General features: G+C 69.5%; 23 protein-coding genes. 16 read left to right on the top strand and 7 right to left on the bottom strand.

What is annotated here, in order from left to right; genetic code table 11:
* The first annotated feature begins 212 nt into the window (after positions 1 to 212).
* The 3 genes from SACMADRAFT_RS04720 to SACMADRAFT_RS04730 all read left to right on the top strand — a co-directional run bounded on the left by SACMADRAFT_RS04720 (position 213) and on the right by SACMADRAFT_RS04730 (position 3,498).
* The gene (locus SACMADRAFT_RS04720; protein ID WP_009152642.1) at positions 213 to 716 is read left to right on the top strand and encodes a MaoC family dehydratase; all 504 of its coding nucleotides are present in this window, start codon (positions 213 to 215) and stop codon (positions 714 to 716) included.
* A complete protein-coding gene (locus SACMADRAFT_RS04725) occupies positions 709 to 1,815 on the top strand; it encodes a DUF2332 domain-containing protein (protein ID WP_040925548.1) in 1,107 nt (368 codons plus the stop codon). The genes SACMADRAFT_RS04720 and SACMADRAFT_RS04725 overlap by 8 nt, the downstream gene beginning before the upstream one ends.
* A gap of 63 nt (positions 1,816 to 1,878) precedes the next feature.
* Positions 1,879 to 3,498, top strand: coding sequence for an acyl--CoA ligase family protein (locus tag SACMADRAFT_RS04730; RefSeq protein ID WP_009152644.1), 1,620 nt, complete (start codon positions 1,879 to 1,881; stop codon positions 3,496 to 3,498).
* Between the two features lie 98 nt (positions 3,499 to 3,596).
* On the opposite strand, the gene SACMADRAFT_RS04735 is transcribed toward SACMADRAFT_RS04730, so the two are convergent.
* The gene (locus tag SACMADRAFT_RS04735) at positions 3,597 to 3,995 is read right to left on the bottom strand and encodes an NUDIX hydrolase (RefSeq protein WP_009152645.1); all 399 of its coding nucleotides are present in this window, start codon (positions 3,993 to 3,995) and stop codon (positions 3,597 to 3,599) included.
* Between the two features lie 174 nt (positions 3,996 to 4,169).
* On the opposite strand from SACMADRAFT_RS04735, the gene SACMADRAFT_RS30265 reads away from it, so the two are divergent.
* The 5 genes from SACMADRAFT_RS30265 to SACMADRAFT_RS04755 all read left to right on the top strand — a co-directional run bounded on the left by SACMADRAFT_RS30265 (position 4,170) and on the right by SACMADRAFT_RS04755 (position 7,108).
* A complete protein-coding gene (locus SACMADRAFT_RS30265) occupies positions 4,170 to 4,331 on the top strand; it encodes a hypothetical protein (protein ID WP_009152646.1) in 162 nt (53 codons plus the stop codon).
* Between the two features lie 19 nt (positions 4,332 to 4,350).
* A complete protein-coding gene (locus SACMADRAFT_RS04740; RefSeq protein WP_009152647.1) occupies positions 4,351 to 4,911 on the top strand; it encodes a PH domain-containing protein in 561 nt (186 codons plus the stop codon).
* A gap of 25 nt (positions 4,912 to 4,936) precedes the next feature.
* Complete coding sequence (locus SACMADRAFT_RS04745) at positions 4,937 to 5,809, top strand: PHP domain-containing protein (protein ID WP_009152648.1); 873 nt, start codon at positions 4,937 to 4,939, stop codon at positions 5,807 to 5,809.
* 80 nt (positions 5,810 to 5,889) lie between these two features.
* Complete coding sequence (locus SACMADRAFT_RS04750; protein WP_009152649.1) at positions 5,890 to 6,768, top strand: RecB family exonuclease; 879 nt, start codon at positions 5,890 to 5,892, stop codon at positions 6,766 to 6,768.
* Position 6,769: 1 nt separating this feature from the next.
* A complete protein-coding gene (locus SACMADRAFT_RS04755) occupies positions 6,770 to 7,108 on the top strand; it encodes a hypothetical protein (RefSeq protein ID WP_009152650.1) in 339 nt (112 codons plus the stop codon).
* Positions 7,109 to 7,147: 39 nt separating this feature from the next.
* On the opposite strand, the gene SACMADRAFT_RS04760 is transcribed toward SACMADRAFT_RS04755, so the two are convergent.
* From SACMADRAFT_RS04760 to SACMADRAFT_RS04770, 3 genes are read right to left on the bottom strand one after another with little or no spacing between them, the layout of a single operon-like run.
* Positions 7,148 to 8,113 carry an alpha/beta fold hydrolase gene (locus tag SACMADRAFT_RS04760; RefSeq protein WP_009152651.1) on the bottom strand — a complete coding sequence of 322 codons (966 nt, stop codon included), beginning with the start codon at positions 8,111 to 8,113 and terminating at the stop codon, positions 7,148 to 7,150.
* Positions 8,110 to 9,498: an Rv3212 family protein gene (locus SACMADRAFT_RS04765; RefSeq protein ID WP_009152652.1), complete on the bottom strand. Its 1,389-nt coding sequence runs from the start codon at positions 9,496 to 9,498 to the stop codon at positions 8,110 to 8,112. Before SACMADRAFT_RS04765 ends, SACMADRAFT_RS04760 begins: the two co-directional genes overlap by 4 nt.
* A gap of 4 nt (positions 9,499 to 9,502) precedes the next feature.
* Positions 9,503 to 11,410 (bottom strand): DEAD/DEAH box helicase, encoded by a 1,908-nt coding sequence (locus SACMADRAFT_RS04770; protein WP_009152653.1) that lies wholly within the window; start codon positions 11,408 to 11,410, stop codon positions 9,503 to 9,505.
* A 127-nt stretch (positions 11,411 to 11,537) separates the two neighbouring features.
* Here SACMADRAFT_RS04770 and SACMADRAFT_RS04775 point away from each other — a divergent pair, with 127 nt between their 5' ends.
* Positions 11,538 to 12,194 carry a ferritin-like fold-containing protein gene (locus tag SACMADRAFT_RS04775; protein WP_040925549.1) on the top strand — a complete coding sequence of 219 codons (657 nt, stop codon included), beginning with the start codon at positions 11,538 to 11,540 and terminating at the stop codon, positions 12,192 to 12,194.
* A 45-nt stretch (positions 12,195 to 12,239) separates the two neighbouring features.
* Positions 12,240 to 12,470, top strand: coding sequence for a DUF3107 domain-containing protein (locus SACMADRAFT_RS04780; RefSeq protein WP_009152655.1), 231 nt, complete (start codon positions 12,240 to 12,242; stop codon positions 12,468 to 12,470).
* Positions 12,471 to 12,521: 51 nt separating this feature from the next.
* Here SACMADRAFT_RS04780 and SACMADRAFT_RS04785 read toward each other — a convergent pair whose 3' ends face one another.
* Together SACMADRAFT_RS04785 and SACMADRAFT_RS04790 are read right to left on the bottom strand one after the other, a co-directional pair.
* Positions 12,522 to 12,848, bottom strand: a complete 327-nt coding sequence (locus SACMADRAFT_RS04785) for a DUF4873 domain-containing protein (RefSeq protein WP_009152656.1) — start codon at positions 12,846 to 12,848, stop codon at positions 12,522 to 12,524.
* The gene (locus SACMADRAFT_RS04790) at positions 12,845 to 13,627 is read right to left on the bottom strand and encodes a TetR/AcrR family transcriptional regulator (RefSeq protein WP_009152657.1); all 783 of its coding nucleotides are present in this window, start codon (positions 13,625 to 13,627) and stop codon (positions 12,845 to 12,847) included. The genes SACMADRAFT_RS04785 and SACMADRAFT_RS04790 overlap by 4 nt, the downstream gene beginning before the upstream one ends.
* Before the next feature lie 55 nt (positions 13,628 to 13,682).
* Between SACMADRAFT_RS04790 and SACMADRAFT_RS04795 the strand changes: the two genes are divergently transcribed.
* Both SACMADRAFT_RS04795 and SACMADRAFT_RS04800 read left to right on the top strand, forming a co-directional pair.
* A complete protein-coding gene (locus SACMADRAFT_RS04795; protein ID WP_009152658.1) occupies positions 13,683 to 14,591 on the top strand; it encodes an AurF N-oxygenase family protein in 909 nt (302 codons plus the stop codon).
* Complete coding sequence (locus SACMADRAFT_RS04800; RefSeq protein ID WP_009152659.1) at positions 14,588 to 15,496, top strand: alpha/beta fold hydrolase; 909 nt, start codon at positions 14,588 to 14,590, stop codon at positions 15,494 to 15,496. The genes SACMADRAFT_RS04795 and SACMADRAFT_RS04800 overlap by 4 nt, the downstream gene beginning before the upstream one ends.
* Positions 15,497 to 15,508: 12 nt before the next feature.
* Here the strand turns inward: SACMADRAFT_RS04800 and SACMADRAFT_RS04805 are convergent, their stop codons facing one another.
* Entirely contained in the window at positions 15,509 to 16,171 is a 663-nt protein-coding gene (locus SACMADRAFT_RS04805) for a TetR/AcrR family transcriptional regulator (protein WP_009152660.1), read from the bottom strand.
* Between the two features lie 86 nt (positions 16,172 to 16,257).
* Between SACMADRAFT_RS04805 and SACMADRAFT_RS04810 the strand changes: the two genes are divergently transcribed.
* The 4 genes from SACMADRAFT_RS04810 (at position 16,258) to SACMADRAFT_RS04825 (ending at position 20,667) form a co-directional block, all read left to right on the top strand.
* Positions 16,258 to 17,277 (top strand): alpha/beta fold hydrolase, encoded by a 1,020-nt coding sequence (locus tag SACMADRAFT_RS04810; RefSeq protein WP_009152661.1) that lies wholly within the window; start codon positions 16,258 to 16,260, stop codon positions 17,275 to 17,277.
* Positions 17,278 to 17,344: 67 nt separating this feature from the next.
* A complete protein-coding gene (locus SACMADRAFT_RS04815) occupies positions 17,345 to 18,439 on the top strand; it encodes a DUF3152 domain-containing protein (RefSeq protein ID WP_009152662.1) in 1,095 nt (364 codons plus the stop codon).
* A gap of 91 nt (positions 18,440 to 18,530) precedes the next feature.
* Complete coding sequence (moeZ, locus tag SACMADRAFT_RS04820; protein ID WP_009152663.1) at positions 18,531 to 19,709, top strand: adenylyltransferase/sulfurtransferase MoeZ; 1,179 nt, start codon at positions 18,531 to 18,533, stop codon at positions 19,707 to 19,709.
* A gap of 160 nt (positions 19,710 to 19,869) precedes the next feature.
* Complete coding sequence (locus SACMADRAFT_RS04825) at positions 19,870 to 20,667, top strand: TIGR02569 family protein (protein WP_009152664.1); 798 nt, start codon at positions 19,870 to 19,872, stop codon at positions 20,665 to 20,667.
* Positions 20,668 to 20,794: the final 127 nt, after the last annotated feature.

Below are 20,794 nucleotides of genomic sequence, written 5' to 3' on the forward strand. Positions count from 1 at the left end.
TACCGCGTACCGAAGCGGTCGGCCCCTTGGGTGGGAACGCTGGCTGAACTAGGAAGCGGACTATCGCCACTACTCATCTGCGTCCTCACCTCCTTGGGCCGTGGGTGGTCTTGCTCGCGTTGACGCTTCGGGCGCCAATGGTCAAGGGTACTCCTCGACATCAGTCACATCGCCCGCGGGCGATGTGACGTTAGCCGCGAGGAGGTTTTCGGGTGCAGTTCGGTCGGTACTTCGAGGAGTTCGAGGTCGGCGACGTCTACAAGCACTGGCCGGGCAAAACGGTCACCGAGTACGACGACCACCTGTTCTGCCTGCTCACCATGAACCACCATCCACTCCACATGGACGCGCACTACGCGGGTGAGACCACCGACTTCGGCAAGAACGTCGTCGTCGGCAACTACATCTACTCGCTGCTGCTCGGCATGTCCGTGCCCGACGTGTCGGGCAAGGCCATCGCGAACCTTGAGGTTTCCTCGCTCAAGCATGTCAAGCCGACCTTCCACGGCGACACCATCTACGGTGAGACCGAGGTGCTGGAGAAGACGCCGTCGAAGTCGAAGGACGATCGCGGCGTCGTGCACGTCGAGACCCGAGGCTACAAGCAGGACGGCACGATCGTGTGCACGTTTCGGAGGAAGGTCATGGTGCCAAAGCGTTCCTACGGCGAGACCCGCGGTGGCGAGCAGCCGGGGAGACCGGTTCCGCATGAGTGACCTGGATGCCGTCCGCAGGCGGCTGCGTAGGTTCGCCGCACACGAGGCGGCCGGGCACTCGCCGCTGTACGAGCATCTGGCCGCGAAGGCCGCCGAGGACGACGAGGTGGCCTCGCTGCTCACCGCGGCGGCGGGCAACGACGCGCATCCGACGTTGTTGCTCGCGGCCGCGCACCGGCTCCTACAGGCCGATCCGATCCATCCGCTCACGCGTTACTACCCCTCGCTGGGCGGTTCGGACGGTGTGGATTCCGAGACCTGGCCGCTGTTTCGGAGCTTCCTGCTGGAGCGCGCCGACCGGGTGTGGGAATTGGTGCGGACCAGGTTCACCCAGACGAACGAGGTCGGCAGGGCCGCGGTGCTCTACCCGGCGGTGGCCGCCGTCGCGAAGCAGGCACGGGGTCCCGTCGGGTTGCTCGAGGTGGGGTGCAGCGCGGGCCTGCTGCTGGGCATGGACAAGTTCTCCTACCAATACCAGTGCGACGGCGGCGAGCAGCTGACCGCGGGGCCCGCGAAGGCGGCCGTCGGCCTGCACTGCGCCCTCTCGCTCGGCAAGGGCGCGGCGCTGCCCAGGATTCCGAAGAAGCTCTCGGTAGGCGCGAGGGTGGGACTGGACCGCTCGCCGGTCGACGTTTCCGACGAGGACGAACTCGCGTGGCTGGAGGCGTGCGTGTGGGCCGACCAGCCCGAGCGCATCCGGCTGCTGCGGACGGCCGCGGCCGCGCAGCGCAAGTACCGCCCCGACTTGATCGCGGGCGACGCCGTGGCCGACCTCGACGCGGCCGCCGCACACGTTCCCGCCGAGTTGCCGCTGGTGGTGTACACCAGCCACGTGCTCGGCTACCTGCCGGAGCAACGCCGCACCGAGTTCATCGACGCGTTGCGCGCCCTCGCCTCCCAGCGTCCACTGTGGTGGGTGACCGCGGAGGGGTACGAGGGCGCGCTGCGGTACGTGCTACCCGGCCGCGACGACCTGTCCTACGGCCTGAGCGGGCAGATGACGCTCGGGGTGGTGCGGTGGGAGGGGACCGCGGCGCGGGCGGAGGTGCTCGCGCTGGCCTCGACGCACGGTCAGCGGATGACCTGGCTGTCCAGCTGAGGCAGGCCCCGGGTCTCCATTCAGAGGTTGTGGCCCCCACGCCCGGTTGGTCAGGATGGTCCGATGGGCGCCACGAACGACACCTGGTACACGCCGCTGACCCCGCTGTCCTTCCTGCGACGTTCGGCGGAGGTGTTCGCCGACAAGGTCGCCATAGCCTACGGGGATCGCAGGATCACCTACCGTGACTTCGCTGCCGAGGTGACGCGGGTTGCCTCGGCGTTGCGAGCCAGCGGTGTCGAGCGCGGCGACCGGGTCGCGTACCTGCTGCCGAACATTCCGGAGATGCTCGTCGCCCACTTCGCGGTACCGCTGGCCGGTGGCGCCCTCGTGGCCATCAACACCCGGCTCGCTCCCGCCGAGATCGACTACATCCTGCGGCACTCCGGGGCGAAGCTGCTGGTTGTGGATTCGGCGCTGCACAAGTCGGTGCCCGCCGACCCCTCCGTTCGCGAGATCGTCACGGTGACCGATCCGGCCTCGGGGGTGGCCGCGGACGCGGCCGTCGGTGGCATCTCCTATGCCGACCTGCTGGCCCGAGGGTCAGCAGAACCCGACGAGGCACTGCCGTGGGCCGTCGACGACGAGCGCGACACGATCTCGATCAACTACACCTCCGGCACGACCGGCAGGCCCAAGGGCGTGATGTACCACCATCGCGGCGCCTACCTGAACTCGCTCGCCGAGATCGTGCACTCCAGGCACACGAGCGAGTCCCGATACCTGTGGACGCTGCCGATGTTCCACTGCAACGGCTGGTGCACCACCTGGGCGATCACCGCGATCGGAGGAACGCACGTGTGCCTGCGTGCCGTGGACGCGGCGGAGATCTGGCGGCTGCTGGACACGGAGGGCATCACGCACCTCAACGGGGCGCCCACCGTGCTGAACACGATCGCCAACTATCCGCAGGCGCATCCGCTGGCGCAGGAGGTGGTCGTGACGACGGCGGGTGCCCCGCCGAGCCCGACGGTCATCAGCCGGATGACGGCGCTGGGGGCCAAGCTGGTGCACGTGTACGGGCTGACCGAAACCTACGGGCCCTACACGGTCTGCGAGTGGCAGGACGGCTGGGCCAAGCTCGACGTGGAGTCACGCAGCAGGCTGCTCGCGCGGCAGGGCGTCGGCATGGTCGTCACCGACGGTGTCAGGGTGGTCGACGACGACATGAACGACGTGCCGCGCGACGGCGCCACGATGGGTGAGGTCGTGATGCGCGGCAACAACGTGATGTCGGGGTACTTCGCCGACCAGGAGGCGACGGAGAAGGCCTTCAGAGGCGGTTGGTTCCACTCCGGCGACCTGGGCGTGTGGCACCCGGACGGCTACATCGAACTGCGCGACAGGGCCAAGGACATCATCGTCTCCGGTGGCGAGAACATCTCCACCATCGAGGTGGAGGCCGCCATCGACTCGCATCCGGCCGTGCTGGAGGTCGCGGTGGTCGGTGTTCCCCACGACAAGTGGGGCGAGCGGCCGAAGGCCTACGTGGTGACCAGAAGCGGGGAGTCGGTGACCGAGCAGGAACTGCTCGACCACGTGCGGTCGCAGATCGCGCGCTACAAGGTTCCCGAGTCGGTCGAGTTCGTCGCCGAGCTGCCGAAGACCTCGACAGGCAAGATCCAGAAGTTCCAGCTCAGAGAGCGGGAGTGGGCAGGGCGGGACACGCGCGTGCAGGGCTGAGACCACCTGACAAGCCGGACAAGCCGCTCACAACTGCCATGGCCCGCGCTGCGGGGCGGGACACGCGCGTGCAGGGCTTGAGGCGGCGGCGCAGGCCCTCACGCCTTCGGCAGCGCGTTCCAGGCGCGCAGCAGCTCGGGGAGGCCGTCGGTGAGCACGCCCGCGCGGGCCAGTTCCTCGAACGCCTCGGCGTCCACCCACCTCACCTCGTCGGCGTCGTCGCCCGCGAGCAGCTGCCCACCCTGGACCACGCACGCGTAGTCGAAGATCTCGTACGGCCCGCGAAACAGCGTGCCCAGCAGCGCACCCGGCCGCACGGACAACCCGGTCTCCTCGCGCAGCTCCCTTGCGACGGCGGTGGCGTCGGTCTCGCCCGCCTCCACCCGGCCGCCAGGCAGTGACCAGCGGCCGCGGGCGGGTTCGTTCGCCCTGCGGACGAGGAGCAACCTGCCTTGTTCGTCATGCACGATGCCACCCACTGCCCGCACGGTGCCCATGCCTGCGATCCTACGAGTGGCCGATCGGGGTCACGGAGTGTAGTGATGTGATGTGATTCGCGCAGCACGCTGACCCAAGCGCGGTACTTTCCTCCCGTAACACTGCGCAGTGCGGTACAAACTTAGTGGCACCACTGCCAAACGGTCTGCACTCGAGAGACGGGATTGATCGCTGTGAACGCGAAAAAGCTTGCGACTTTCGCTGGTATCGCGTTGGTCCTCTTCTTCGTGATCGCCCGACCAGGAGAGGCCGCGGGGTTCGTCAACAACATCATCGCCGCGTTGCGCGATGCCGCCGAGGCTGTCATCACGTTCGTCAGCAACGTGTTCAGCTGATTGACGCTGGTCTCTCACCATGTTCGCGCCACGCGACCCAGACGAGTACCTGCTCGACACCGAGCGCAGGGTCATCAGAGTCCGGCGACACTGGGCCTGCCTGGTGTGGGACACGTTCGAGGCCATCGCGCTGATCGCGATCTGCGTGATGGTGTCGTACGTCCTCCCACCGGCGCTGTGGGTACTGCAGAACATCCTCTGGTACGTGGCCCTGTTCGTGGTCCTGCGTTTCGCCTACCAGGTGATCGAGTGGTGGGTCGAGCGACTGGTGGTCACCGACAAGCGGTTCGTGATGACGACGGGCGTGTGGACGACCAAGGTCCTCATGATGCCGATCACGAAGGTCACCGACCTGACCTACGAACGCTCGTTCTGGGGCCGCATGCTCGGCTACGGCACGATGATCGTCGAGTCGGCGGGGCAGATCCAGGCGCTCAACCGCATCGAGTACCTGCCCAAGCCCGAGGAGTTCTACGACACCATCTCCGAGCTGGTGTTCGGGGACAAGCAGAAGCAGGCGGAGCGCTTCTCGATGATCAAGGCGCAGCGGGCGGCCCGGGGCAAGCGCGTGGTTGGCTGACCGGCCCACGGCGTCACGCTGGACAATGGGTGGCGTGCGCATCGACCTGCATACCCACTCCACGGTCTCCGACGGCACGGACAGCCCTGCCGAACTCGTCCACGCGGCGGCAGCCGCGGGGCTCGACGTCGTCGCGCTGACCGACCACGACACCACGGCGGGCTGGCAACCCGCGATACAGGCGTTGCCCCCGGGGATGCGGCTGGTGCCAGGCGCGGAACTGTCGTGCGAATCGGTCGACGAGTACGGGCGCACGGTCAGCGTGCATCTGCTGGCGTACCTGTTCGACCCCACCTCGCCCGTGCTCGTCGCCGAACAGCAGCGGCTGCGGCGCGAGCGACGCCGCCGGTTTCGGGTGATGGCGCGGCGGATGGCGGCCGACGGCCTGCCGATCGATCCCGACGAGGTGCTGAGTTCGCTGAACCCCGACACCCCGGTGGGCAGGCCACATCTCGCGCGAGCGCTCGTGCGAGCGGGCGTGGTGAGCACGGTCGACGAGGCGTTCGCGAGGTACCTCGGCAACGGCCGCGGCTACTACGCGCCGAGGGCCGACACGCCCGTGGAAGTGGCGATCGACATGATCGTCGAGGCGGGCGGGGTCACCGTGCTCGCCCACGCGTTCGCGGCCAAGCGAGGCCCGACGGTGACACCCGAGGTGATCGCGAAGCTGGCGGGACGCGGTCTCGCAGGTCTCGAGGTGGACCACCCCGAACACGACCCGGGGCAACGCGAGGCGCTGCGAGGACTGGCGAAGGAACTGGACCTGGTCCGAACCGGCTCGAGCGACTACCACGGAAGCAACAAGAGCATCGCGATCGGGCAGGAGATCACCGACCCCGCGGAGTTCGAGCGGCTCGTGGCACTGGCGAGCGGCTCGACGGTGCGGGTTGGGCCGTGAGCAAGGACGTCGGTAGCACCCTGCTCACCCCTTGTGACTCCGTCCCGGTGAGTGCGTAGGCTGTCGCCGGGATGGAGCACATGGGGCAACTGGGGTTCGATTTCGGCGAGCAGCCCAAACGCTTGACGAGGGTGACGCCTGCGCGGCTCTCCACCTTCGACGACTGCCCTCGCCGCTACCGGATGAACTACCTCGACCGGCCGACACCGCAACGCAGCGGACCGTGGGCACACAGCACGCTCGGCGCCGTGGTGCACACCGCGCTGCGTGAACTGTTCGACCTGCCGGTCCAGCGGCGTACCCCGGAGCGGGCTGCGGCGCTGGTCACCCAACACTGGAAGGACGGCGGATTCGCCGACGCGGAACAGGCCGCGGTGTACCGCGAACGGGCACGGCGCTGGGTGGCCGACTACGTCGAGCACAACGACGTCAGCGGCGATCCGGTGGGACTCGAACGCTGGGTGTCCGCTCCCGCGGCTCCCGAAGGAGGGCCGCCCTCGCTGATCGTCGAAGGGCGCGCCGACCGCATCGACGCTCGCGGCGGTGAACTCGTCGTCGTCGACTACAAGACCGGCAAGCGAGCGCCCGACGAGTACGAGGCTCGCGCCTCGCAGGCGCTGGCGCTCTACGCCGTTGCGGCGGCGCGAACGCTGCGGAAGCCGTGCAGGCGGGTGGAACTGCACCACCTGCCGTCCGGCACGATCGCGGCCGCCGAACACACCGACGACAGCCTTCGCAGGCAGCTTCGCCGCGCGCACGAGACCGCCACCGACCTGCGCACCGCGACGGATACCCTTTCCGAAGGCGGTGACCCCGACGAGGTGTTCCCTGCGCGGACCGGTCGGCATTGCGCGTGGTGCGACTTCCGGCCCAGCTGTGCCGACGGAAGGCGCGCCGCGCAGGCCGTCCTGCCCTGGGCACTGCTGGCTTCCCGCGACGACGGTGCGATGACGGAGTGAGATGCGCGGGACGGACACGGTGGAGCGCGACGTGACAGGCCTGCCCGAGCGGCCCACCTCCGGCCGCGCACGGTTTCGATGGTGGCGTGCGCTCACCGGATCGCTCGCGGCCGGGCTCGCGCTGCTGGCCCTCGCCGTGCTGGCCGCAGAGGTGTTCGGTTGGGCCTCCGGCGGCAAGGGCCCTGGCGCGCCGGCTGTCGCGGGCCACGCCGTGGGAGCCGTGCTCGCGCTCGTGGCGCAGGCCGTGGCCGACCGCAGCCGCGGACGGACCGCGGCGCTGGCCGGGTTGGCTGTCGTCGCGCTCGTCGCGGCAGTGCTGTGGCTGTTCTGGTGGGCCTAGGGCGGTGGCCGGTTCCTGGTCGTGGGTGGCGCTGTGGTGTCAGCGCGCCCCGAGCCAGGACGTCCAGTCGGTCAGCAGGATCCGTAGCAGCGCGGGCGGGTTCTCGATGTTGGGTGAGTGGGCGGCGGCTTCCACCGTCGCGAACGAGGCGCCGAGGCTGCGCGCCATCGCCCGCTGGCTGGGCACGCTCCACGCGTCGTCGTGACTTCCCGCCACCACCTGACTCGGTGTCCCACGCTCGCGCAGTAAGGCGGCCAACTCCGGTGTCCGGTCCGGCTCGGTGCGCAGGCCCAGCGCCATACCGAGCAGTCCGGCCGGGCTGGACGCGAGAAACCGCTCGCGCAGGAACGCCTTCAGCGCCTGCGGCTCGGCGGTACCGGGCAGGCTCTGGCTGAGCCGCTCCCGCACCGTGTACGCCGCGGCGATGCCGTGCTCACGCAGCATCGGATCGCCAACCTCCACCGCCCGCAGCCGCGGCCCCGGCGGCAGCTTCGCGGGGCCGCTGCCCAGCAGCGTCAGTCCGGCGACCGCAGCACCGGCGAGCACCGCGCCGCGAGCCACCAACCCGCCGTAGGAATGGCCGAGCAGCAACACGGGACCGCCTGCCCGCAGCGCGTCCACCAGCTGTTTCACCACTTCGCCCAGCGCGGCGGGAAGGTAGCGCGACTCGTCGTCGGGACCGGGCGACTCGTACTGACCGGGCAGGTCCACGGCCACCGGCAGCACACCGCCCTCGGCGAGCCCGTCCAGCAGCGGGGCGAAGTCCTCCTTGGAACCGGTGTAGCCCGGTAGCAGCAACGCGGTAGCCATCGGCCGTCGCGGTCGCGGTCCCCGCAACGCCGCGATCGGCCCGTACGGGCCGGGCAGGTCGATGCGGTGGGCAGTGTGGGGTGACAGTTGGGAGAAGGCGGGCACCGCGCCGCCCGGCGCTGTGCTGGGCGTCGTGTCCGGCACGGCGTCGGGGTCGGGGTCGGGTGCGTCGGGTGAAGGTTCTGCCTCGTTCACTTCAACGCCACCATCGTGTCGCCCCGCTGCTCCAGCAACACCGGACCCGCCGCGGCGAGCCGGATCGTGCCCTCGCCGACGCTCCGATCGACGCGTACGGTCCGCAGCGTCGCCCCGTCGGCCTCGTTGAGCACCGCGAGCCCGCCCTCGATGGGAACGACGTACTCGTCCGCGAACAGGGTGCCGGGCCCCAGCGTGTCATGCACCGTCCACAGCGGTCGCAGTGTTCGCGCCGAAAGTGCCACGGTGCGTGAGCCGGTGAACCAGTAGACGTTGTCGCCGCCCCGCGAGGTGGCGACAACGCCGCCCGGCGGGTCGGCCGACAGTTCGGCAGCGGGTACATCCAGCGGGTAGGTCGCCGTCTGCCTGCCCTCGCCGTTGAAGACGAACAACCGTCCGTGTTCGGGCATCGCCACGGCGACGGCGTCGTCCGCCATCGCGACCAGCGCCGCGTCCGGCTCCGGCAGCAGCGCGCTGAACTCCTGCTCCGGTTTGTCGGCATCCTCGCCCGAGGCCTTCAGCACGGTGAGCCTCGCACCCGACTCGTCCGGGCAGTGCTCGATCACCCCGACCTTGTCGGCTGCGGCGGCGACGGTGCCGTACTCGCAGCCGGTGCGTGGTTGCCGGTCCGGGTTGACCTGCGCCGGGACCCGACCGTACTCCATGCTCTTCACCAGGTCGTTTCGCCAGGTGTTGAGCAGGTGGTCGCCCGTGGTGGTGACATGGGAGCCGCCCTCGACGAGCCGGGTGCCGAGTTCGGCATCACCGTTGCGCTGCGCGGTGCGCCTGCCCGTACCCGCGTCCAGCTGGGTGACTTCGCTGCACCCCATGTCCTTGCGGTAGACCGCGAGGACCTTCGACCACGCGTTCGTGACGGTGCACAGCGGCAGGTCACGGGCGTAGCTCCAGCGCACCTGGCCGGTGAGTGGATCGCGACCCTGCACCGCGGAGTCGGCCGCGGTGATCACCAGGCCGCCTTCGGAGACCGGTGCGGAGGTGGCGCTGCTGGGTGCCCGCCAGATCTCGCTCAGTCCCGCTGGTACCGAAGCGGGTTCGGCAGGAAGCGGGGGAGGAGCTGCGGCCGTCCGTTGTGTGGTGGCGCGGCTGTCGCTGAACCACCACACGAGCACCGCCGCGGCCAGTGCCAGCACGGCCAGCGTGGCGGCGACGGCCCTGTCCCGAGGGCGGTTCCACGGTGACTTGCTGCCGCGCCGCTGCCGCGCCGGCTGGTGGCCGCGCTGCTCGGGCCCGCCGGGGTGGCTTTCGTCGGCCTCCCGACCACCTGCCGCGTCACCGCTCGCGAGCACGTCCTCCTTGCCGGACGAGAACGCGGCCTGGCTGCCCTGCGCATCGGTCTCGTCGGGTCGTCCGGGGGAGGTGTTCACGTGCTCAGTCTGCCCTCGCCGGTGTTTCCGCGGTGTTGGGAGTCCCGCTTCGGCGCCTGCGCCTGCGCCTGGCGGGACGATCACCGCCTTCCGAGGCCCCCGCTTCACTCTTGTCGGCTGCAGCCGGTGCCTCACCCGCGGGCTTCGAGCCGCCCCGGGTACGCCGCCGCTTCGGCCTGCCACCGCCTTCCGAGGCCTGCGTGCCACCCGGCTCCGCGGTCGCGGCATCGGCGGCCGTGGCGGCACCACCGCCCCTGGTGCGCCTGCGTTGCCGTGAACGGCGGGAACCCGATCCCGATTCGGCTGCGGGGTTCGCGGAGCGGCCCTTCCCGCGCCTGCCGCCGAGGTCCTCCTCGGGTTCGGCGGCCAAACCCTGCCGGGTGCGCTTGGCCAGCGGCAGCCGCCCGGTGGCGGTCTCGGGAATGCCGAGGTCGGTGAACAGATGCTTGGAGGTCGAGTAGGTCTCGGCCGGTTCCGGCATGTCGAGACCCAACTCGTCGGAGATCAGCTTCCAGCGAGGGAGTTCGTCCCAGTCGACCAGGGTGATGGCCACCCCGGTCTTGCCCGCCCGGCCCGTGCGGCCGATGCGGTGCACGTATGTCTTCTCGTCGTCGGGTGTCTGGTAGTTGATGACGTGCGTCACGTCGTCTACGTCGATGCCCCTGGCCGCGACGTCGGTGGCGACGAGGACGTCGATCTTGCCGGAACGGAACGCGCGAAGTGCCTGCTCCCTCGCGCCCTGGCCGAGGTCGCCGTGCACGGCCGCTGCGGCGAACCCGCGCTCGGCGAGGTCGTCGGCGACCTTCTGCGCCGTGCGCTTGGTCCGGGTGAAGATCATCGTCAGGCCCCGGCCGTCGGCCTGCAGCACCTTGGCGACCAGTTCCGGCTTGTCGAGGGAGTGCGAGCGGTAGACGAACTGCCTCGTCCGCTCGTGGATGGCTCCGGCGTCGGTCTCCTCGGCCCTGATGTGGGTCGGCTGCCGCAGGAAGGTGCGGGCCAGCGTGATGATCGGGCCGGGCATGGTGGCGGAGAACAGCATGGTCTGCCGCTGTTCCGGCACCATCCGCAGGATGCGCTCGATGTCGGGCAGGAAGCCCAGGTCGAGCATCTCGTCGGCCTCGTCGAGCACGAGCGCCTTCACCTTGCCGAGCACGAGATGGCGCTGTTCGGCCAGGTCGAGCAGCCTGCCGGGCGTGCCGATCACGAGGTCGACGCCCTTGCGCAGCGCCTCGATCTGCGACTCGTAGGGGCGACCGCCGTAGATGGCGGTGGTGCGCACGCCGAGGTGCTTCGCCGCGTCGGTCAGGTCGTGGGTCACCTGCAGGCACAGTTCGCGGGTGGGGACCACCACGAGCGCCTGCGGGGTGCCGTCTCCCGGCAACGTCAACCGCTGCAGCACGGGAACGCCGAAGCCGAGCGTCTTGCCCATACCGGTGCGGGCCTGACCGATGAGGTCCTCACCCGCCAGCGCCAGCGGCAACGTCAGTGCCTGGATGGCGAAGGTGCGCTCGATGCCCGCGGCCGAGAGCGCGCGGACGATGTCGGGGTGTACGCCCAGTTCGGTGAACGTCGGGTTGTCGGGTTCGGCCACCACTTCGGCGTCGGGCAGCGGTTGTAACGGATGTGACGTGTCGGTCTCGGTGGCGCCGGACTCGCTGTGCTCGAGCGCCGCCGGATCGATGCTGTTGTCGTTTCGTTTCGGGTGGATGGTTCGATCGCCTCTCTCATACCAGCGCGCACGGCCAGGTATTTGCGCGACGCTCGACCACGTGGGAGTGCGGTCCATCCCGGAAAATCGAAACCCGGGACTCATCACGCGGGAACGCCGCTCGAGGGCGTGCACGCACATTGTCTTCTCAGTGAAGTGCAACGGCAGGCGGGGCCGCGGGTATTTCACACGCCGCCGCGACATGTGCACTACACATAGGGCAGTTTCACTACCAGGCGGGAGCCTACCTTGTCCATCTCCGCGCCGGGTGACGGTGGTCGCGGCGAGTCAGGTGTTATTGGTCTCCCCGCCCTCAACTACGGTTGGGCGCGTGAGTGAGGCGAAAGCGCGGACCGGTTCTGGCGTCGTGGATCTGCTGGGGGTACTCGCCTACGGCGAGTTGTCGGCGTTCGACCGGCTCGCCGAGGACGCCCGCACCGCACCCACGCTGGCCGGACACGCGGCGCTGGCGTCGATGGCCGCGGCCGAGATCGGCCACTACGCCCTGCTCGAGCGGCATCTCGCCGACCAAGGTGTTGCGGTGGAGGACGCGATGCGCCCGTTCGTCGCGCACATCGACGCCTTCCAGGCCTCCACCGCACCACGGTCGTGGCTGGAGTCGCTGGTGAAGGCCTACGTGGTGGACAATCTCGCCGCGGATCTGTACCGCGAGCTGGCCCAAGTGCTAGACGAGACGACCAGGGAACTGGTACTGACCGTGCTCGCCGACACGGGGCACTCCTCGTTCGCCGAGCGTGAGGTGGCTGCCGCCATCGAGACCGACGCCAAGCAGCGTGACCGGCTCGCGCTGTGGAGTCGCAGGCTGCTCGGCGAGGCGCTGACCCAGGCGCAGTACATCGTGGCGGAGCGCGACGGCCTCGCGGAACTCATCGTGCAGGGCTCCGGTGACCTGTCCGGCATCGCCGCGCTGTTCCGCAGGCTCCAGCAGCGCCACACCAAGCGGATGCAGGCGCTCGGTCTGGGCTAGCCTGGAGGAGCCAACCACAGCGGCACGAACAGGCGGAGGTTGTACGTGGAGGTCAAGATCGGCATCAAGGACACCCCGCGGGAGCTCGTGGTGTCCAGCGGCCAGTCGCCCGACGAGGTCGAGAAGCTGGTCTCCGAGGCGCTGAATGCCGACGACGGCCTGTTCCGCCTCAGCGATGAGAAGGGCCGCAAGTTCCTCGTCCCGGCTGACCGGATCGCCTACGTCGAGATCGCACCGTCCGACGTCAGGAAGGTCGGCTTCGCCGTAGGCTCCTGACCCAGCGAAACCACGGCCCTGCCATGACAGGGCCGTGGTTTTTCGCGCTCGCTATCCGGCGACCTGGTCCAGCGTGGTCGGCACCTGGAACGGCGGCGTGCTCGTTCCGGTGATCCGGTAGCGGTCCCACGGGTCGGGGTCGGAGAGTTCACCGCGAGCCTTGCCCTGCGGTGTGTGGATCTCGACCGGCTGCTTCTTGCCTGCGGCGGCCTCGGAGACACGCTCGTCGGCCCTCACCCGCCCGTACCAGTGGTAGTAGCCGTCGATGGGCTGGAAGTGCCCCCGAAGCTCCACCTCGACGTCGAGTTCGCTGTCGCCGAGCAGCAGCTTCGCCGGCCCCGTGTAGCCGTCCTCGTCGTGCTGGTCGTGTCCGGTCACGATGCGCCTCCTGGTTCTGCCTGCGGTGTTGTGTCCGCCCTGCGCTGCGGCGAGAGCCGCACCACCTTGTTCGCCTCAAGCGGCTTGTCGGGGTCGAGCACGACGCCGTGTTGGCGGGTGAGGCCGTCGATGGCCGCCCAGATGATCTGCGTCAGGTACTCCACAACGCTGTCGCGGCTCATCGTTCGCTTGTCGATCCACCACTCGCCGGTGTTCTGCACCATCCCGACGATTCCGTGCGCCCACGGTTCCGCGGCCCCTGAATCCATGTTCAGCATCCGCATGTAGTCACCGAGCAGCGCGGTCAGCGCCGTCGCGATGACCTCCTTGTCCTCGGCGACGACGTCGGCGTCCACCGGCCGGTCGGCGAAGGACTTGCGGGAGAGCAGCCGGTACAGGTTCGGGTGCTGCTCGATCACCGTGAAGAACGCGTCGAGAGCCATCCGGATGCGGGGTACCGGTGCCAACTCGGCGTTGATCGCCGGGATGAGCCGTTCGAACAGCATCTCGGTGCCTCGCTGGCCAAGGGCGAGGTAGAGATCCGCCTTGTCCTCGAAGTGCCGGTACAGCACCGGCTTGGTCACTCCCGCCGCCGAGGCGACGTCGTCCATACCCAGGTCGGGGCCGTGTTCGTCGACCGCGCGCAGTGCCGCCTCCACGAACTCGGCACGGCGGGCTATGCGGTGTTTGCGCCAGCGGTCCCTGCGGGCGTCGCCTGCTCGCTGCTCGCCCGCGCGCTTGCCGTCGCCGTGCTTGACACGATCGCCCATGCCCTCCATGCTACCAGAAGTAACTGTTACCCGAAGTTACATCAAGCGGAAGGTGGTGTCGGCGGTGACGCGGACCCTCAGGGAGACAGGCCGGGAGAAGACGGCGGAGCGGCTGCTGAAGTCGTCGGCCAACAAGTTCTACGACCCCGAGGTGGACATCGACTGGGAGGCTCCGCTTGTCGAGGGCAAGCACTACATCCCCGAACACCGGTGCACCCTCTACGGGACGTCGCTGTGGGAGGGGTTGACGCCGCAGCAGCGCATCGAACTCGGAAAGCACGAGGTCGCCAGCATCGCGACCAACGGTCTGTGGTTCGAGATCCTGCTGATGCAGATGCTGCTGAAGGAGGTCTACAAGTCCGACCCCACCACCAGCCACGCCCAGTACGCGCTCACCGAGATCGCCGACGAGTGCCGCCACTCGACGATGTTCGCGAGGATGACCGAGCGCATCGGCTGCCCGCCCTACGGCCCGGTGTCGTGGCGCAAGCGCGTCGGCAAGCTGCTTCCGGTCATCGGCTACGGCCCCGCCATGTACGGCTCCATCCTCGTTGCCGAGGAGATCCTCGACCGCATGCAGCGCGAACAGATGAACGACCCGCAGATCCAACCGCTGGTGCGCATGGTGAACCGCATCCACGTCCTCGAGGAGGCGCGGCACGTCACCTTCGCCCGCGAGGAGGTCAAGCGCGGCATGGCCAACATGTCCGGACCGGAGAAGGCCTACCAGCGGTTGCTGCTGGCGATGGTGTCGCACGAGATCACCCGGAGTCTGGTGAACCCCGCCGTCTACAAGGCCGTGGGCATCCGCCCGCGTGACGGGTACCGGGCCGCGATGACCAACCCGCACTGGCAGCGCACCGTCCGCTACGCGGGTGAGCGGATCATGCAGTTCCTCGACGAGGTCGGCCTCGTCGGCGCTCCCGGTATGCCGTGGTGGCGGCGCTCCTTCCTGGTCGGCGAGGAGGCGTGAGCACGCTCGACCAGACGCAGTCGTTCCGGGTCAGCGACGGCACGGCGCTGCACGTGCGCGTGGACGGCCCTGCCGACGCTTCGGGCACGCTCGTGCTGGTGCACGGCTGGACCCAGGACCACACGACGTGGGATCCCGTGCTGCCGCACCTGTCATCCGGGCTGCGCACGCTGCGCTACGACCTTCGCGGGCACGGCCGCTCCGCCGCGGCGAGGCCGGGCACCGCCACCATCGAACGGCTCGCCGACGACCTGGCCGAGTTGCTCAGCGACCGCGGGGGACAGGGCAGGCTCGTGCTCGCCGGCCACTCGATGGGTGGCATGACCATCATGGCGCTCGCCGAGCGACACCCTCGGCTCGTCGCGGAACGGGTCGGCGCCGTCGCGTTCGTGGCCACCTCGTGTGGCGAGATGAACCGCATCACGCTCGGCCTGCCCGGCGCGTTCGGCACAGGTGCCGCGCGGCTGGAACGCAGGCTGGCGAAGCTGCTGGCAGGCTACCGAGGTGAAGGCCTTCCGCTGCGGCCCGCGGCCGCGCGGGCGGGCGCGCGCTGGCTGGTGTTCGGCCGAAGGCCACGCAGGCAGGACGTCGATTCCGTGGTCGAACAACTGTTGCGTGCCCACCCGGCCAGCGTCGGCCAGTTCCAGGACGCGATCTCGGTACACGACCGGCGAGCGGCTCTTGCCACGTTGCGGGGGCTACCGGCCGTGGTGCTCGCGGGCGGGTCCGACCGGCTGTGCCCGGTGCCGCACGCACGCGCGATCAGCGACGAGCTACCCGCCTCGCGGTTGGTGCTGTTCCCGGGGGCCGGGCACATGCTGCCGCAGGAGCGGGCGGCCGAGGTGGCCGTCCAACTCGACACGCTGGCCGACGCCGTGCTCGGCCGCGCGGGCCGCGTGGGCTGAGTCAGGACGGCTTCAGGAGGGCTGCTGTAGCGGGAACCCGGCGCCGATACCGCGCCAGGCGAGGGTGGAGGTCAGCGCTACCGCTTCCTCCCTGCTCATCGAGCTGTGGTGGGCCAGCCAGAATCGCGCGCTGACCTGGCTCATGCCCACAAGCCCGACGGCGAGCAATCTCGCCTTGTCCTCGTCGAGGCCCGCGTCGGCGGTGATCGTCTCGGTGATCGCGTCGACGCTGGCCGACGTGGCCCTGTCCACGGCCTCCTGCACCGCGGGCTCACCCCGCAGGTCCGACTCGAACACCATGCGGAAGGCGCCGACGTCCCCGTTGACGAAGTCGAAGAACGCGCCCACCGCGTTCTTCACGCGCTGCTTGTTGTCCGTGGTGGACGAAAGCGCCTGCTGCACCGCGGTCACCAGCGTGTCGACGTGGCTTTCCAGCAGCGCGATGTAGAGGTCGAGCTTGCCGGGGAAGTGCTGGTAGAGCACCGGCTTGCTGACACCCGCCCGCTCGGCGATGTCGTCCATCGCCGCCGCGTGGTAGCCGTTGGCCGCGAAGACCTGCTGTGCGGCGGCAAGCAGTTGCGCTCGGCGTTCCGTCCGGGGCAGCCGTACTCCCCGGCCGAACGCGGGCGTTCCGGTGTGTTCACCGGCGCCCTGCGACTGCGCCGTTTCAGTCATCCCCGCCTCCACTTCGTTCCTCACGCACATTACTCGCGGGTACGCACCGGGCGCCAAACGCGGCGGGCGTGAGGCATCCTTGAATTGTGTCCGAAACGCTCTCCGGCGCGAACCAGGCCCCTTCGGAGAAGGGAGCGACCCGCCGACGTGCCGCGCTGACCCACGTCCCGTTGTCCGACGCGCCGCTGCCACCGCTGGACGACACCGCGGCGCCGTGGCCAGGAGCGATGGAGAGCCCCGGCGGGGTCAACCTGCACGTTCGCAACACTCCCGGCTCCGGGGACGCCACCGCCGTGTACGTCCACGGTCTCGGCGGTTCCTCGACCAACTGGACCGATCTCGCGGGCCTGCTCGCGCCGAGCGCCCAGGGTATCGCGCCGGACCTGCCCGGCTTCGGCTTCTCCGAGCCCGCCGACGGCTTCACCTTCAGCCTGCGAGCGCACGCCGATGTGGTGGCCCGGCTGATCGAGGAGCGCGGGGCAGGACCGGTACACCTGGTGGGCAACTCGATGGGCGGCGCGATCTCGCTGCTGCTGGCCGCGCAACGTCCCGAGTTGGTGCGCACGCTGACGCTCATCTCACCCGCCGTGCCCGACCGGCGGCCGGACCCGCGCAGGCTGTCCGACCCCAGGCTGGCGCTGGCCTACCTGCCGATCGTGGGCAAGAAGGCACGCAGGGAACTGGCAGCTCTTGGCCCGCACGAGCGTGCCGCACAGGTGATCAAACTGTGCTTCGCGGAGCCGGAGTCCTTCCCTTCGCACCGGCTGGCCGAACTGGCCGAGGAGCACGGCGCCCGGATCGGGCTGGAGTGGGCCGACGCGGCGCTGTCCCGCAGCACGATGGAGATCTTCCGCGCCTGGTTCTCGCTCGGTTCCGGCTCGCTGTGGTCGGTACCGCCGAAGGTGCGGGCGCCCTCGCTCGTGGTGTGGGGTACACACGACAAGGTGATTTCGGTGAGGCGAGCCGAGCGCACCGCGCGGCTGCTGCCAAGGGGCAAGCTGCTCGTGCTCCCGAGGACGGGACACGTTGCCCAGATGGAACGGCCCGTCACCGTGGCACGGGCGATGCTGGGCATGTGGCAAAGCGCCGACTCCGGCCGCTGGTAGGCCCTCGCCCGCGACGCGCCCTGCCTCACCCGCGTGTACGCCAACGGCGGTGTGGCACTCTTGGGCCGTGGACCGGGTAGCAGAAGGAGCACGACGCGACCGACGGCGGGCCACCGCCCCGTCCGGCGGTTCCTCCTCCGACACCCGTGGCCCCGCGGCGGACGAGCGCTACCGGCCGAAGCGGCGGCGAGTGTCCGGCGAACCGCTGAGTGCGTCGTGGGATCCGCTCGCGCGGGCCCACGAGCGGGAGCGGGGCAAGAAGAGGCGCCGCTCGGCACTGCGGAGACTGGCAGGCGCCTACGGCTGGCGCGCCTACGCCGTGCCCATCCTGCTTGTGCTCACCGCGATCGTGGTGGTGGACACCACCCGCGACCCCGAAGCCGGCGGGTCACTCGTGCAGGACACCCCCTCCTCAGACGCCGCCTCGGCGGGCAGCAGCCCGCTGGCCAGTGAGAACCCTGCCGGTCCTGTGGACCTCGACATCCCGACGGCCAAGCTGCCACAGGGTGGCGACTACACCCAGGAAGGCAAGGGAACCTGGCACGTGGTGCCGGGCAGCGGTGAGAAGGTCGGCAGCGGTGGGAAGCTCTTCACCTACACGATCGAGGTCGAGGACGGAATCGATCCGGCGAGCTATGCGGGCGACGACAGCTTCGCGGCGGCGGTCGAGGGCACCCTGTCCGACCCGAGGAGCTGGACCGGCACCGGCGAGATCTCGCTGCGCCGGGTGGACGCCAGCTTCCCCGACCCGGATTTCCGGGTGAGCCTCACCACGCCCGGCACGGTTCGCAAGCCGGAGGTCTGCGGCTCGGCGATCCCGTTCGAGGCCTCGTGTTACCGGCGTGACATCCAGGGCCAGGACCGCGTGGTGATCAATCTCGCTCGCTGGGTTCGCGGAGCGTTGGCGTTCAGCTTCGAGATGACCGGCTACCGGCAGTACGCGATCAACCACGAGGTTGGGCATGCGCTGGGACTTCCGCACAAGGGCTGCGAGCGCGACGGTGCACTCGCGCCGGTGATGATGCAGCAGACCTTCGGTGTCGCCAACGATTACGTGGCCAAACTCAACGACATCCCCGGCGGCGACCAGGGGGCCGTACCCGCCGACGGCAAGGTCTGCAAGCCCAACGCCTGGCCGAATCCGAAGGCCGAAGGCAACTAGCAGCGCCGTCCAGCATGTGGACGGGGGAAGACCGCGCGGTCGGTGGCGGTTAAAGATAGAAGGACCGCGATCCGCGCGAGATGGAGGACCCATGTCAGGCACGCTGCCGCCGCTCGTCGAGCCTGCCGCCGAGCTCACCAAGGAAGAGGTCGCGCGCTACAGCCGTCACCTCATCATCCCGGACGTCGGGATGGACGGGCAGAAGCGACTGAAGAACGCGAAGGTCTTGGTCATCGGTGCCGGTGGGCTGGGAAGCCCCGCGCTGCTCTACCTGGCCGCTGCCGGAGTGGGCACTCTGGGTGTGATCGACTTCGACGTCGTCGACGAGTCGAACCTGCAGCGCCAGGTCATCCACGGCCAGTCCGACATCGGCAAGCCGAAGGCCGTCTCGGCCAAGGAGTCGATCGCCGAGGTCAACCCGTACGTCAACGTCGTGCTGCACACCGAGCAGCTCACCAGTGACAACGCGCTGGACGTCTTCGGCGGCTACGACCTCATCCTCGACGGCACCGACAACTTCGCGACCCGCTACCTCGTCAACGACGCGGCCGTACTGCTCGGCAAGCCGTACGTGTGGGGATCGATCTTCCGCTTCGAGGGTCAGGTCAGCGTCTTCTGGGAGGACGCGCCGAACGGCAAGGGCCTGAACTACCGCGACCTCTACCCCGAGCCCCCGCCGCCGGGAATGGTTCCCTCGTGCGCGGAGGGTGGCGTCCTCGGCGTGTTGTGCGCGTCGATCGGCTCGATCATGGTGACCGAGGCGGTGAAGCTCATCACCGGCATCGGCGAGCCGTTGCTCGGCAGGCTGATCAGCTACGACGCGCTGGAGATGCGCTACCGCGAGGTGAAGATCCGCAAGGACCCGGAGACGCCGAAGATCACCGAGCTGATCGACTACGACGCGTTCTGCGGTGTCGTTTCCGACGAGGCGCAGCAGGCGGCGGCAGGGCACACGATCACGCCGCAGGAGCTGAAGCAGAAGTTCGACGCCGGGGAAAGCTTCGAGCTCATCGACGTTCGCGAGCCGCACGAGTACGAGATCGTGAACATCAAGGGCGCCAAGCTCATCCCCAAGGACCGGATCCTGTCCGGCGAGGCGCTGGCCGAGTTGCCGCAGGACAAGCCGATCGTGTTGCACTGCAAGTCGGGTGGTCGCTCCGCCGAGGCGCTGGCCGCGCTGCACAAGGCGGGTTTCCGCGACGCGACCCATCTCGGTGGCGGTGTGCTGGCGTGGGCCAACCAGGTCGACCAGAGCCTGCCGACCTACTGACCGCCTCCTCCCGAGCGTTCGGGAACGCAGAACTCGCGGGCGTGAACGCGGAACTCGCGGGCGTGAACGCGGAACTCGCGGGCAGGAGCGGGGGACTCGCGCGGGTTACAGCCGTGTGGTTGCCGGGTAGAGCGCGGTCGGCGGAGTAACGTCGCCGGCCGTGGGCCCTACCCGGCAACGCCCCCCGGCGCACGTCTGCACGGCGTTCGGGGCGAGCCTCGACGACGCCGAGCCGCTGCGCGGCACGAGCGTCTGGCGCTGCGGTGACATCGTGCTCAGGCCGGTAGGCGAGCGGGCCCGCGCGGTGTGGCTCGCCCACACTCTCGCCGAACTCGACGTACCGGACCTGCGCATCGCCCGCCCGGTGCGTTCCACCGACGGCCGCTGGGTGATCGCCGGATGGAGTGCGAGCCGGTTCGTTTCCGGCACCCCCGAGCACCGCCCCGACGATGTCGTACTGACCGCGGTCAAACTGCACCAGGCCACGGTCGACTTTCCCCGTCCACCCTTCCTCTCCGATCGAACCGACATCGCCGCCGTTGCCGATCGGATGGCGTGGGACGAACTGCCTGGCGAACTGGACGAGACCAAGGGTGGCCGGTGGTTCGAGATCCTGGCCCCCTCCCGCAGACCGGTCGCGCTGGCCGATCAACTCGTGCACGGCGGGCTGTTCGGCAGCGTGCTGTTCGACGGTGCTCACCCGCCCGGGATCGTCGACTTCGAACCCCACTACCGGCCGGGTGAGTGGGGCGCCGCCGTTGCCGCCATCGACGCGCTGGCGTGGGGCGGTGCCGACGCCGGACTGCTGCGCCGCTGGTCGCACCTGCCCGAGTGGCCGCAGCTGCTGCTGCGCGCCGTGATGTTCCGGCTCGCCTACCACGCACTGCACCCCCGCTCCACGGCGTCCGCGCTGGACGGGCTGCGGGTTGCGGCCAGCGAAGTCAGCCACCTGCTCTGACGCGGCGCCGGTCACCCGCTTCACCAGTGTGGGGCTCGGTTGGGCGGGGCAATGTCGCACGGCCGAAACATTCAGCCATGCCCGAGTAACACGGGCTGCCTACCGTCGGGTACCGCCGCCGATCAGC

Source organism: Saccharomonospora marina XMU15 (assembly GCF_000244955.1).
GTDB classification, from domain to species: Bacteria; Actinomycetota; Actinomycetes; order Mycobacteriales; family Pseudonocardiaceae; genus Saccharomonospora_A; species Saccharomonospora_A marina.